Source organism: Tateyamaria rhodophyticola (assembly GCF_047777875.1).
In the GTDB taxonomy this organism is placed as follows: Bacteria; Pseudomonadota; Alphaproteobacteria; order Rhodobacterales; family Rhodobacteraceae; genus Tateyamaria.
In genome coordinates, this window is the sequence record NZ_CP180519.1 from 173,672 (window position 1) to 186,154 (window position 12,483).

Below are 12,483 nucleotides of genomic sequence, written 5' to 3' on the forward strand. Positions count from 1 at the left end.
GACTATCTTGCGCCAAGGCACCCTGCCGCGTTGTGGTTAAAGAGAAGCTGACAAGCCCCGGTCATGAAACCAAATTTCGCGTTATCGCTGTCTTTTGAAGGCATCCGCCTGCTGCACCGTGCAGCTGGGGGATGGCGGCGTGTGGGCGAAGTGCCGGTGACAAGCGAAGACTTGCCGAACGCGTTGTCGGACCTGCGGGCTGCTGCGGCTGCGCTCGACGACGGCCCGTTGCGCACCAAACTGATCATTCCGGATGACCAGATCAAATACCTGAGCGTCGAGACACCCGGCGCGGATCCCAACGCCCGCCGTGACGCGGCGCGTACAGCGCTGGACGGCGCCACGCCTTATGCTGTGGACGCATTGGTGTTCGACATTTGCGCGGACGGTGACACCACCCATGTCGCGGCTGTCGCCCGCGAAACCCTGGCAGAGGCCGAAGCCTTTGCGAGCGAACACCAGTTCCACCCGGTGTGCTTTGTTGCTGCACCGGACGATCAACCGTTCATGGGGGAACCGTGGTTCGGGACCGCCGCCCACGCGCGCGCCCTCCTCGCGCCGGGGGAAGAGGTCGAAGCAGACGGCGTGCGCGTCGTGATCATCGGGGATGCCGAAACAGAAACGGCACAGACGGATGACGCCGCGTTGGTCGCGGCCCCGGAACCGGTCGCGGAGGAGGAAACGGACGCCCCTGACACCACGCCCCTCGCCGTCGAAGACGTGGCAGCGAAACCCGTGGTCGAAGACCCAGCACCAAAACGGGTGGCCGAAGACACGGCTCCCGCACCCGACACCCCGCCTGCCCCCCGCTTCACTCCGGTGGACGACGGCAAGGACGTGGAAGATGAAGGTGACCAGGCGTCCCCCGCCCCGGCCCTGGGATTTGCCAGCCGCCGCGCGGCAACCGCGCCGCCCACGCCCATATCGCTTGGCGGTGTCACACGCAGCGCATCGCCGGATGCAACAACACCACCCAGCTTCAGCGCGCGCGCGCCAGAGGCCGCCCCGCTTGCCCCGCCGCCCGCGGCGGCAATCAGCCTGCGCGCCGCTCCAGAGGTCGCAGAAGCGCCCGCACCCAAAGCACCGCGCGGCGGCTTCCTGTCGCGCCGCAAGGCCGTCCAGCCCGCGCCCGCCTCTGTCACAGCACAGGCCGAAGCGCAGCGGATGACAATTTTCGGGGCGCGTGATCCCGGTCAGATTGGTGGCAAACCGCGCTATCTCGGGCTCATCCTGACGGCGATACTTCTGGTGTTCATGGCCGGTGTCGCGGCACTCGCCTCGGTTTACCTTGATGACCGTATCGCGTCGTGGTTCCAGCGGGACCGCACACTGGCCTCGACCGTTCCGGACGATGCGCTGGCCGACGATGTGGGCGCGACCACCGCCCTGTCCGATGACGCGCCCGGTGATGACGGCGTCGCGGTTGCGTCCCTGAACGAAGATCTCGCGGACGGGCTGTCCGAAGAAGACGCCGCCGTACTGGACGCGCTGCGCGACCCGCTGCCCGCGCCGCAGGCCCCCGAAGAGCTGGACGCCGCAGCGCTTGAGGCGCGCTATGCCGTGACTGGGATCTGGCCCAAGGCGCCGGACCTGCCGGACGCGCCGCCGCTGATCCCGTTGGAGGATTTTTACCTCACCAGCATCGACCCGGTCAGCCCTGCGCTCGATGCCGTGGCATTGCCGCGAGGCGAGACGTTCCAGACCGATGATCAACTGCCCGATGTGTCGAACCCCGCCGCTCCGGGCACCAATTTCGCGCGCGACGACAACGGCTTTATCATTCCGACGCCCGACGGCACGCTCAGCCCCGACGGCTATACCGTGTTCCTCGGCGCGCCGCCGCAAAAGCCGCCGCAGACACCCGACCGCTCTGCCGAAGACCCGGCAATTGTCGACCGCCAGAGCCTGTTGGCCGCGGTGCGACCGCAAGCGCGCCCGGGTGACCTTGTGGAACAGAACGAACGTGCGACACTGGGCGGTCTGCTCCGGTCCGAGCTGGCCACGTACCGCCCGCAGTTGCGCCCCCCTGCCCCGCAGGAGCTGATCCCCGAGGCCGTACCGGAGGAAGAGACCGAAGAGGCGCCGGTGGTCGCGGCCCTGCCCCCGGTTGATCCCGTCCTGCGCCCGCAGACGCGGCCACGCAATTTCAACCGCATCGTGACGCGCACGCAGCGGCAGCAGCAACAAAACCGCGGGTCGACGGTGGACACGAACACCCGTGTGGCCAGCGTCGCGCCGCGCACGGTTACACCCGCCATCCCGTCATCAGCCTCTGCCACGCGCGAGGCCACAGTACGCAACGCCATCAACCTGCGCCGGGTCAACCTGATCGGCGTGTATGGCACGCCGTCGGACCGGCGCGCGCTCGTCCGGCTCGGCAACGGCCGCTATCAAAAGGTACAGGTGGGGGACCGCTTTGACGGCGGGCGTGTGTCCGCCATCGGTGACAGCGAACTGCGCTATGTCAAAGGGGGCCGCAACGTGGTCCTGAAAATGCCAAGCGGCTGAGGTGGCTACTCGGCTGCCAGCTCACCGCTGGCAATCTGCTCTTGTTCGATCGATTCGAAGAGCGCCTTGAAATTGCCCTCGCCAAACCCGTCATCCCCCTTGCGCTGGATGAACTCGAAAAAGATCGGGCCGATCACCGTCTTGGAAAAGATCTGAAGCAGGATCTTCGTCTCGCCCCCGTCCACGACCCCCTCGCCATCAATCAGGATGCCGTGCCGTTTCATCCGGTCGAGCGGCTCCTCATGCCCGGCCACCCGCGTTTTGGACAGGTCATAGTAGGCATCGGGCGGCCCCGGCATGAATTTCAGCCCGTTATCCGCAATCGCGTCCGTGCTGTCATAGAGATCATCCGACCCCACCGCGATGTGCTGGATGCCCTCGCCATTGTATTTCTTGAGATAGGCCACGATCTGTCCCGTCTCGCCGCGATCCTCGTTGATCGGGATACGGATGCGCCCACAGGGGGATGTAAGTGCGCGCGAAAACAGGCCGGTAAACTTGCCCTCGATGTCAAAGAACCGGATTTCCTTGAAGTTGAACAGGTCGCCGTAGAACCGGAACCACGTGTCCATATTGCCCTTGTGGACGTTGTGGGTCAGGTGATCGAGGTAGAAAAACCCGACACCACGTGGCTTGGACTGCGCCAGCCATTCATATTCGGCGTTATAGGGCGACGTGTCGTAATACTGGTCGACGAAGTAGATCAGGCTGCCCCCGATCCCATAGATCGCCGGCACGTCCAGCACTTTGCCCGTCCCCTCATATGGCGTGGCACCCAACGCGACCGCCCGGTCATACGCGACCTGCGCATCGACCACACGCCATCCCATGGACGGTGCGCAAGGCCCGTGTTCAGCGACAAAGCGGGCGGCAAAACTCTCTGGGTCCGCGTTCAGGACATAGGTGATATCGCCCTGCTGCCAGAGCTCGATGGCCCGCGCCTTGTGCCGGGCCACGCATGTATAGCCCATGCGGCGGAACACGATGCGCAGGGCTTCGGGATCGGGGTGGGCGAATTCGACGAATTCAAAACCGTCCGTGCCGGCGGGGTTGTCCGCGGTGATCTGCGATTTCGGGGCGTCATGCGGGAAAGGACCCATGGGCGTGCTCCAATGTGCTCAGGCTTTGGGCAAGCCTACGCGCAAATCGGTGCGGTGCGCGCGCAAAACCTTGACGCCGATGCCCGATACGCGCGAGATTCGCGCACGAAACAAACCCAAGACGCAAAGCACACGCACATGCTCGATTCCGCAGATACCCGCCTTTTGGCCGCGCTCCAGGCGGATGGGCACGCCACCGCGCAAGAGTTGAGCGCGCAATTACACCTGTCGGCAAGCCAGGTCGGGCGGCGCAGGCAGCGGCTTGAGGCCGAAGGCTATATCGCGGGCTACCACGCCCGTCTCGACGCCACCCGGCTGGGCCTGACGGTGCAGGGGTTCGTGCAGGTGCATCTGGGCATTCACGGGGCGGAACATGCGGCAAGCTTTGCCCGGTTGATCGACACCCGCCCCGAAATCACCAGCGCATGGACCATGACCGGGGACGCCGATTACCTGCTCCGGGTGTACTGCGCGGACCTGCCTGCGTTGAATGTCCTTATTCACGACGTGCTGCTCACGCATCCTGCAGTTGCAAAGGTGCACAGCCAGATTGTAATGGATCAATTGAAACAGGACGGCCCACTGCCGACCTGACCCCGCCGGGAGGCGCCGATGGAAAGTTTCCTCTACCAGGCCTCAATCTACCTTGCCGCCGCCGTGATCGCGGTGCCCATTGCCGCGCGGCTTGGGCTGGGGTCGGTGCTTGGCTATATCGCGGCGGGCATCATCATCGGGCCCGCGCTTGGCCTTGTGGGATCCGAGACCGAGGATTTGCAGCACTTTGCCGAGTTTGGCGTGGTGATGATGTTGTTCCTGATTGGTCTGGAACTGGAACCCCGCGCCCTGTGGGACATGCGGAACAAGCTGGTGGGGCTGGGCGGGCTTCAGATCGTGCTGTCGGCGCTGGCGTTGATGGGAATCGCGATGGCCTATGGTCAGCCGATGAGCGTGGCGCTCGCCATTGGTCTGACGCTGGCGCTGTCCTCGACGGCGATTGTGCTGCAAACCCTGTCGGAAAAGGGGCTGATGCAGACCAGCGGCGGGCGCAGCGTCTTTTCCGTGCTTTTGTCTCAGGACATCGCCGTCATCCCGATCCTTGCCCTGCTGCCGCTGCTGGCGGTATCGTTGCCCGTCCACCTGACCGACAATGGCTCCATCGTGCGTGAGATCGACGGGCACGGGGACGGTCATGGCGGCGCACATGGCGCGGGTATGAGCCTCGTGGATGGCCTGCCCGCGTGGGGTGTGACGCTGGTGACCATTGCGGCGGTGGCGGCCGTGATCCTTGCGGGCATCTTCCTGACCCGGCCCGTGTTCCGCTTTATCCACGCCGCCCACCTGCGCGAGATGTACACGGCGCTTGCCCTGCTGATCGTGGTGTCGATTTCCTTCCTGATGATGCTTGTGGGCCTGTCGCCCGCCTTGGGCGCGTTCATCGCGGGCGTGGTGCTGGCCAGTTCGGAGTTCCGGCACGAACTGGAAACCGACCTTGAGCCGTTCAAGGGCCTGCTGCTTGGCCTCTTTTTCATCACCGTGGGCGCGGGCATCAATTTCGAACGTCTGTTCGAGGACTGGCCCGCCCTTTTGTCCATGGCGATCCTCGTCCTCGTGGTCAAAGGCCTCGTGCTCTACGGTCTGGCGGTGATGTTCCGCATCAAGGGGCGCGACCGCTGGCTCTTTACGCTCGGCCTCGCGCAGGCGGGCGAGTTCGGGTTCGTGCTGGTTGCGTTTTCCGTGGGCCAGGACGTGATCCCGCAAAGCGTGGGCGAAACGCTGCTTTTGGTGGTGGCGCTGACCATGCTGATTACGCCGCTGATGTTTATCCTTTATGAGGTGATCAACAAACGTATGGTTGACACCGGCCCCACGGCTGAACCGGACGAGATCGACGAACAGGGCCCGGTGATCATCGCGGGCATCGGCCGGTTTGGTCAGATCGTGAACCGGCTGGTACAGGCATCCGGGTTCAACACGGTTGTTCTGGATCACAACATGGAAACCATCGCGCTGATGCGGCGGTTCGGGTTCAAGGGGTTCCTTGGCGATCCGACGCGGCCCGACATCCTGCATGCGGCGGGCATCGAAACCGCGTCGATCCTGGTTGTGGCGCTGGACGATCCGAAGGCCGCGACCAAGCTGGTGGGATATGCCCGCCAGATCCGGCCCGACCTGCATATCATCGCCCGCGCCTATGACCGCACGCATGTATACCGCCTGTATCAGGCGGGCGCGGACGATATCATCCGTGAGATGTTCGACAGCTCCCTGCGCGCCGGGCGCTATGCGCTGGAACGGTTGGGGCTATCGGATTTCGAAGCGGCAGAAGCGGAAAAGGTGTTTTATCACCACGACCGGGACGCCGTGCGCCAACTTGCAGAGCTGTGGGACCCGGACATTCCCGCCTCCAAGAACGAGGCCTACGTTGCCCGGGCCAAGGCGCTGGAGAAAGAGCTGGAATTCAACCTCGCCGCCCGGTCCGAAGAACCAAAGCGGGCCTAGCGGTCATCCGTCGGCCACGCCCGCTTCGGCAAAGGTTGCCATGCCGGAATGGCACGCAATCGCGCCCTTGAGCACACCAATGGCAAGCGCGGCCCCCGACCCTTCGCCAAGGCGCAGGCCCAGTGACAAAAGCGGCGCCTTACCCAGTGCATCGAGCATCCGGCCATGCGCGCCCTCCGCGCTCAGGTGCCCCGCGACACAGTGATCAAGCGCACCGTCCGTCGTCTTGGCCAATGTGGCCGCCGCCGCGGTGCAGATGAACCCATCAAGGATCACCGGAATGCGCAGCGCGCGCGCTCGCGCAATCGCACCCGCCATCCCGGCCAGCTCACGCCCGCCCAACCGGCGCAGCACATCGAGGCCATCGCCCGCATCCGCGTGTCGTGTCAAAGCGTCGTCCACAATGGCCGTCTTCGCCGCCAGCGCATCCCCGACAACGCCGGTGCCTGCACCGGTCCAATCCGCAGCCGCCCCGCCAAAGAGGCGCGCCGCAATGGCCGACGCGGCGGTCGTGTTGCCAATGCCCATCTCGCCCACGACCAACAGATCGGCGCTTGCATCCACCGCGCCCCAACCGGCGCGCAACGCGGCGACCGCTTCGGCCTCGGTCATGGCCGCCGTTTGCGTGAAGTCCGCCGTGGGGGTGTCGAGGTCGAGCGGCACAACGTCCATGCGTGCCCCGAACGCCTTGGCCAGTTGATTGATCGCGGCCCCGCCCGCCTCGAAATTTGCAACCATCTGTACGGTCACCTCGGGCGGAAACGCCGATACGCCGCGCGCGGCGACCCCGTGATTGCCCGCGAACACAATGACTTGCGGCGCTTCAAGCGCCGGGCGCGCCGATCCCCGCCACCCTGCATACCACTGCGCCAAATCCTCAAGACGCCCAAGCGCGCCGGGCGGCTTGGTCAGCTGCCCGTTGCGGTCTGCGGCGCCGGCGGCCGCGTCCGCATCCGGTTCGGGTTGATCGGCCATCAAGGCACGCAATGCGTCAAGCGTGTCAAAGGACATGGGTCAGAACTTTCTTGCTTCGGTCTCTACCGGTCATTACCCAAAGCGGAACGACCCGCAAGGCGATACAGAGACATGGCACGCAGCAATTCCGACATCTGGTTCTGGGACCTGCCCGCGGCACTTGTGTTGCTGACGCGCCTGCCGGTGCCGCCCCTGCCGGACCGCGCCTTTGCCAATGCCGCGCGGGCGGTGTGGGCCTATCCCCTGGTCGGTCTGCTGCTGGGCGGGCTGGTCGCGCTTCTCTACACTGCGCTTGGCCTTGTCGGGCTGCCGGACATGCTGGTGGCCGGTATTGTGCTGGTAGCGCTTGTGATGATGACAGGCGCAATGCACGAGGACGGCCTCGCCGACAGCGCCGATGGCCTCTGGGGCGGGCTCGACCGTGCGCGACGGCTTGAGATCATGAAGGACAGCCGCATCGGCACATATGGGGTGCTGGCGTTGGTGTTGGCGATGGGCCTCCGGTGGCTGGGCTATGCCGAGGTGAGCATCGCAGAGATCGTCGCTGCCTTGGTCGTGTCGCGGGCGGCCATGCCGCCCTTGATGCATGCGCTGCCCCACGCGCGGGATGGCGGTCTGTCAAAAAGCGTGGGCAAACCCACGCTCGGCCCGGTATGTGCGGCAGTCATAATCGCAGCGGTTGGCCTATTCCTGCTGGCCGGACCGATGGGGGGTGTTGCATTGATCATTGCGACACTTGCGACGGGGGCGATGGCCTGGCTCGCCCGGACCAAGATCGGCGGACAGACCGGCGATATCCTCGGGGCGACACAGATCGTGGTCGAAATCGCCGTGCTGCTCGTTTTCGCAACACACTGATTCGCCACAAAAAAGCCGCGCCCGATGGCTCGGACGCGACATAAAGCACTGGCGTGGATCAGGCGGCGCGGCTCATCAACACGCTGCCCACCTCTTCGGCGGCTGCGGTCTCGTCCCCACCGGAAACTGCGGCCACTTCGCGCGTCAGACGCTCCAGCGCCGCCTCATACAGCTGCCGCTCGGAATAGCTCTGTTCACGCTGATCATCGGTGCGGTGCAGGTCGCGCACGACTTCTGCAATGGCAATCAGATCGCCAGAGTTGATCTTTTGTTCATATTCCTGCGCCCGGCGGGACCACATGGCGCGTTTCACCTTGGCCTTGCCTTTGAGCGTTTTCATCGCATGCGCTATGACATCCGGGCTCGACAATGCACGCATCCCGATTTCGGTCGCCTTGTTGGTTGGCACGCGCAGCGTCATCTTGTCCTTCTCGAACGAGATCACGAACAATTCGAGCGAGATACCGGCAACTTCCTGGCTTTCGATCGACACGATCTGACCCACGCCGTGCGCCGGGTAGACCACAAATTCATTCGGGCGGAAGTCGAGCTTTTTGGTTTTTGTCATTCCTGATCCTCTTGCATGACGCGCGGTACTGGCCCCGTTTTTCACAGTCAAAACCGCATCAGGCGAGGCAAGCATTGCCACGTCTCGGTGCGGTTATCGGGCACATTCGGGTTCAATCACCGCTGGGGCGGTCGATTGAAAGGCGGGTTCCGTATGTCAGTTGTGAGACAAAGCGTACCACAAAAATGGTACCGCCGAAAGCTAACGCAAGGGCAATTTACACATTTTCAAGCGATTCAAACACGTTAGGCGGCGATTCTCACCCGCTCATCCAGCACGAAACCGATCACCAGCGATTCGCGTAAAGGTTAACCGCCTTCGCCCGGCGCTTCGGAGAACAGCTCCATCTTGCCCTCTTTGCCATCCATCTCCTCTGCGCTTGGCAGCGGATCCTTCTTGGTGATGATGACGGGCCACATCTCGGAATACTTGCGGTTGAACTCGACCCACTTTTCCATGTCCGGCTCAGTGTCGGGCCGGATGGCGTCGGCAGGGCATTCCGGTTCGCACACACCGCAATCGATGCATTCGTCCGGATGGATCACCAACATGTTCTCGCCTTCGTAAAAGCAATCGACCGGGCATACTTCGACGCAGTCGGTGTATTTGCAGGCGATGCAACTGTCGTTGACGATATAGGTCATGCGGGTCCGGTCCTCGGCTTGGTCAAGCGCTTAGCTAGACCAGCGCGCGCGGTCATTCAAGATGGCGGGTGCGGGAAAGGTCAGCCTGCCGCCGGTCCTTTTTGGTTGGACGGCCCTTTCCCTCGTAACCGGGGTTTTGCGGAACAGGTGTTTCGCGAACCGGGCGCGGCGGAGAACGATCAACGTAAAGCGTCTGCGCCTCCGGCGCCGGACCGCGGCGCACGCCAAGGGCGGCCACCTCGATCACACGCACATGTGTTCCGATCGCAAAGGTCAGGACATCACCGGGGCTGACCGTCACGGACCGTTTGGTTACGCGCGTGCCGTTGATCCGAACGTCACCTGCGGCGACCCGTGTCGCCGCAAGCGTGCGTGTCTTGAAAAAGCGTGCAAACCAAAGCCATTTGTCCAGCCGCAGCTTGCCCGCCTCCTCGGCCATTCACTTGCCGTCCTTCAGCCCCATCAGTGCCGCAGCAAAGGGGTTGTCGGGGTCGATGGCTTTTTCCTTCTTGGGCGGGCGGGCAGAGAAGTTCTGCGACTTGCCGCCCTTGCCTTGGGGCTTGCCCTTGCCACGGGGTTTGCCACCCTGAGGCGCGCCCTTGCCACGCGGTTTGCCCCCCCCCTGAGGACGGCGGTTGCCACCAGCATTGCGACCCCAGGTGAAGGTATAGAAGACTTCGGTTTCCACGTCCGCCGTCGCTGCGTCGGGGGCCGCTCCCGGGTCAATCTCGGTCTCTGAATTCTCTGGCACGGCAGGCGTTTCGGCCTCGGCAGGTTCGGCGAGCACGGGTGCCACACCCGTCTCCGCGATGTCCGCCGTCGCGTCGGGCACATCCGCCGGGCCGGGCGCATCCCCTGCCCCGGTCGCAGGTGCGGTATCGCCCGCATCCATGACCGGTGTGTCGGCCTCCGGCGTGCCGGACACGACCGTGTCCACCGGCTTGACCTTTTCGCGTGTCCCGCGCTCTGCCTTGTAGCCGAGCCCTTCCATCAGGCCCGCGAACTGTTCCAGCGTCATGCCGGTGATCGACAGCATGTCTGCCTTGGCCTCGAACCCGCCGCGCGAATCTTCGGCGCGCAGCATGTCAGCCAGCCGCTCCAGCATGTCGATGCGGATCGCACGGTCGCCCGCGTTCCGATAACCCGCCATCGTGTCCGCACCGCGCGGGGCGTCCGTCATGGCCGGGATCGTCACCAATCCGGGCGGAGGCGATTCCGGGAACGTGTCCAGCCCTTGCGCCAGCGACCACAGCACCAGACGCAAGCGCGTCGGCGCGGGCTTCAGCAGCAAAGGCATGAAGATCGTGAACTGCCCGAACCGGATGCCATGCTTGCGCAGCGCGCCGCGTGCATCCTGATCCAGCGCCTTGACGTCATCGGCCACGGTCGCGCGGGGCAGAACGCCAAGACCCTCGACCATCTGAAAGGCAAAGCCCTTGGCCAGCCCGGTCAGCGCCTCGTCCTTCTGCATCGCGATCAGCGGCTCGAACAGGGCCGCGGCCTTGCGGTCAATGAAATGCTGCAACCGGCGCTGCACCTTTTGGGCAACTTCGGGCCCCGCCACATCATCCACAAACACCTCGACCTGCGGGCGCAGCGCGTCCGCGCCCGGCACCAGCTTGCCCACCGCAGAACTGCCCCACATCAGGCCACCCTGTTCGGTAAAATCAATCTCCGTGTCCGGCGCATTGTAGAATCGGTCGGCGCGCAGATGGAAATGGGGGGCCAGCGCCTGCAAAGCGGCAGACTTGATCGTCTTGGCCTCGGCCGCATCCGCGCCCTTGTCCTGGCTGAACCGGAACCCATCGAGACGGCCGACGAATTCGCCCTCAACCGTCACTTCACCTGCATCATTTACTTCGGCCACGATGGCCTCCTTCTGGCCCAGCCGGCGCAACAAAACGGATGTGCGCCGGTCTACAAATCTTTGCGTCAGTTTCGCGTGTAACGCGTCTGACAATCGGTCTTCTACATGCCGGGTTGCGTCCCGCCAATGGCTTTCATCATCGACCCAGCCCTTGCGTTGCGTGACGTAAGTCCATGTGCGGATAAACGCCAACCGTTTCGAGATCGCATCGATGTCACCGTCCTGGCGGTCAATGCGGTTGATCTGACGTGCCAGCCAATCGTTGGGGATCGACCCGCGTTCGTGCAGATACCGAAAGATAACGTCCAGCAGCGCCGAATGTTCCTGATGACTGATCCCGCGAAAATCAGGCACGCGGCACACGTCCCACAGCAGGCGCACAGACGGCCCGTCGGTGCAGCGCGCCGTGATCTCTGCACTGTCAGCCAGAGACTTCAGCGCCATGACGTCGTCAGCCTCACGCGCACGCACCAGTTCCTCGCGCGGCGGCGCAGCCTCGAGCGAGGTGATCAGCGCGTCGATGCTGCCAAAACGCAGCGCCGAATTGCGCCATTGCAGCTTTTTCAGCGGGGTAAAGCGGTGATCCATGATCGCCTGCGCCACCCCATCATCAAGCGCGCGCACATCGCCGGTGACGCCGAAGGTGCCATCCTTTTGCCCACGCCCTGCGCGGCCTGCAATCTGGGCCAGTTCATTGGGGGCCAGCGGGCGCATGCGGCGCCCGTCGAATTTTGTCAGGGACGAAAACGCCACGTGGTCGATATCGAGGTTGAGGCCCATGCCGATGGCGTCCGTCGCCACCAGAAAATCAACCTCGCCGTTCTGGTACATCTCCACCTGCGCATTGCGCGTGCGCGGGGAAAGCGCGCCCATCACAACCGCAGCACCCCCCTTTTGGCGTCGGATCAGCTCGGCGATGGCATAGACATTATCAACCGAAAAGCCCACTATTGCGCTGCGCGGGCGCATGCGGCTTATCTTTTTCGGACCTGAATGCACCAACTGGCTCATCCGTTCGCGGTGCACGAACTGCGCCTCGGGCACCAGGGCCGCGATGGGACCGCGCATCGTGTCGGCGCCCAGAAACTGCGTCTCGTGCAGGCCGCGCGACCGCAACAGCCGGTCGGTAAACACGTGGCCGCGTTCGGGATCGGCACAAAGCTGGATTTCATCGACAGCCAGGAAATCGCACCCCATGCCCTCGGGCATCGCCTCGACCGTGCAGACCCAGTATTGCGTGCGCGGCGGCACAATCCGTTCTTCGCCCGTGACAAGCGCCACCACGGACGGCCCGCGCAGCGCCACGATGCGGTCATAGACCTCGCGCGCCAAGAGACGCAGGGGCAATCCGATCACCCCGGTGCGATGCGCCAGCATCCGTTCGATGGCATAGGTGGTTTTGCCCGTGTTGGTGGGGCCGAGCACGGCCACCACCCTGCCCTGTGACATGGGCGCTTCCCTCTT

The 12,483-nt window shown here is 64.2% G+C and carries 10 protein-coding genes; 4 read left to right on the forward strand and 6 right to left on the reverse strand.

Features of this window, described 5'->3' with window-relative positions; translation table 11 throughout:
• Positions 1-63 precede the first annotated feature (63 nt).
• Positions 64-2,508: a hypothetical protein gene (locus tag ACERHN_RS02190; protein ID WP_415921010.1), complete on the forward strand. Its 2,445-nt coding sequence runs from the start codon at positions 64-66 to the stop codon at positions 2,506-2,508.
• 5 nt (positions 2,509-2,513) lie between these two features.
• Here ACERHN_RS02190 and hppD read toward each other — a convergent pair whose 3' ends face one another.
• Positions 2,514-3,608, reverse strand: coding sequence for a 4-hydroxyphenylpyruvate dioxygenase (gene hppD, locus ACERHN_RS02195; RefSeq protein WP_415921011.1), 1,095 nt, complete (start codon positions 3,606-3,608; stop codon positions 2,514-2,516).
• 138 nt (positions 3,609-3,746) lie between these two features.
• On the opposite strand from hppD, the gene ACERHN_RS02200 reads away from it, so the two are divergent.
• Both ACERHN_RS02200 and ACERHN_RS02205 read left to right on the forward strand, forming a co-directional pair.
• Positions 3,747-4,202, forward strand: coding sequence for an Lrp/AsnC family transcriptional regulator (locus ACERHN_RS02200; RefSeq protein ID WP_415921012.1), 456 nt, complete (start codon positions 3,747-3,749; stop codon positions 4,200-4,202).
• 18 nt (positions 4,203-4,220) lie between these two features.
• Positions 4,221-6,107: a cation:proton antiporter gene (locus tag ACERHN_RS02205; RefSeq protein ID WP_415921013.1), complete on the forward strand. Its 1,887-nt coding sequence runs from the start codon at positions 4,221-4,223 to the stop codon at positions 6,105-6,107.
• Positions 6,108-6,110: 3 nt separating this feature from the next.
• On the opposite strand, the gene cobT is transcribed toward ACERHN_RS02205, so the two are convergent.
• Positions 6,111-7,118, reverse strand: a complete 1,008-nt coding sequence (gene cobT, locus ACERHN_RS02210; RefSeq protein ID WP_415921014.1) for a nicotinate-nucleotide--dimethylbenzimidazole phosphoribosyltransferase — start codon at positions 7,116-7,118, stop codon at positions 6,111-6,113.
• A gap of 75 nt (positions 7,119-7,193) precedes the next feature.
• Here cobT and cobS point away from each other — a divergent pair, with 75 nt between their 5' ends.
• On the forward strand, positions 7,194-7,940 hold the full coding sequence (cobS, locus tag ACERHN_RS02215) for an adenosylcobinamide-GDP ribazoletransferase (RefSeq protein ID WP_415921015.1): 747 nt from the start codon (positions 7,194-7,196) through the stop codon (positions 7,938-7,940).
• A gap of 58 nt (positions 7,941-7,998) precedes the next feature.
• On the opposite strand, the gene ACERHN_RS02220 is transcribed toward cobS, so the two are convergent.
• From ACERHN_RS02220 to ACERHN_RS02235, 4 genes are all read right to left on the reverse strand, one after another.
• A complete protein-coding gene (locus ACERHN_RS02220; protein ID WP_415921016.1) occupies positions 7,999-8,508 on the reverse strand; it encodes a CarD family transcriptional regulator in 510 nt (169 codons plus the stop codon).
• A 308-nt stretch (positions 8,509-8,816) separates the two neighbouring features.
• On the reverse strand, positions 8,817-9,152 hold the full coding sequence (gene fdxA / locus ACERHN_RS02225) for a ferredoxin FdxA (RefSeq protein WP_415921017.1): 336 nt from the start codon (positions 9,150-9,152) through the stop codon (positions 8,817-8,819).
• 52 nt (positions 9,153-9,204) lie between these two features.
• Positions 9,205-9,591, reverse strand: a complete 387-nt coding sequence (locus ACERHN_RS02230; RefSeq protein WP_415921018.1) for an RNA-binding S4 domain-containing protein — start codon at positions 9,589-9,591, stop codon at positions 9,205-9,207.
• Positions 9,592-12,468, reverse strand: a complete 2,877-nt coding sequence (locus ACERHN_RS02235; protein ID WP_415921019.1) for a helicase-related protein — start codon at positions 12,466-12,468, stop codon at positions 9,592-9,594. It abuts the gene before it with no gap.
• Positions 12,469-12,483 lie beyond the last annotated feature (15 nt).

What these genes read in the sequence shown, in the direction of transcription:
- hppD (WP_415921011.1), bottom strand. Translation starts at nt 3,608, where the DNA reads ATGGGTCCTTTCCCGCATGACGCCCCGAAATCGCAGATCACCGCGGAC.
- ACERHN_RS02235 (WP_415921019.1), bottom strand. Translation starts at nt 12,468, where the DNA reads ATGTCACAGGGCAGGGTGGTGGCCGTGCTCGGCCCCACCAACACGGGC.
- fdxA (WP_415921017.1), bottom strand. Translation starts at nt 9,152, where the DNA reads ATGACCTATATCGTCAACGACAGTTGCATCGCCTGCAAATACACCGAC.
- ACERHN_RS02205 (WP_415921013.1), top strand. Translation starts at nt 4,221, where the DNA reads ATGGAAAGTTTCCTCTACCAGGCCTCAATCTACCTTGCCGCCGCCGTG.
- ACERHN_RS02230 (WP_415921018.1), bottom strand. Translation starts at nt 9,591, where the DNA reads ATGGCCGAGGAGGCGGGCAAGCTGCGGCTGGACAAATGGCTTTGGTTT.
- ACERHN_RS02190 (WP_415921010.1), top strand. Translation starts at nt 64, where the DNA reads ATGAAACCAAATTTCGCGTTATCGCTGTCTTTTGAAGGCATCCGCCTG.
- cobT (WP_415921014.1), bottom strand. Translation starts at nt 7,118, where the DNA reads ATGTCCTTTGACACGCTTGACGCATTGCGTGCCTTGATGGCCGATCAA.
- ACERHN_RS02220 (WP_415921016.1), bottom strand. Translation starts at nt 8,508, where the DNA reads ATGACAAAAACCAAAAAGCTCGACTTCCGCCCGAATGAATTTGTGGTC.
- ACERHN_RS02200 (WP_415921012.1), top strand. Translation starts at nt 3,747, where the DNA reads ATGCTCGATTCCGCAGATACCCGCCTTTTGGCCGCGCTCCAGGCGGAT.
- cobS (WP_415921015.1), top strand. Translation starts at nt 7,194, where the DNA reads ATGGCACGCAGCAATTCCGACATCTGGTTCTGGGACCTGCCCGCGGCA.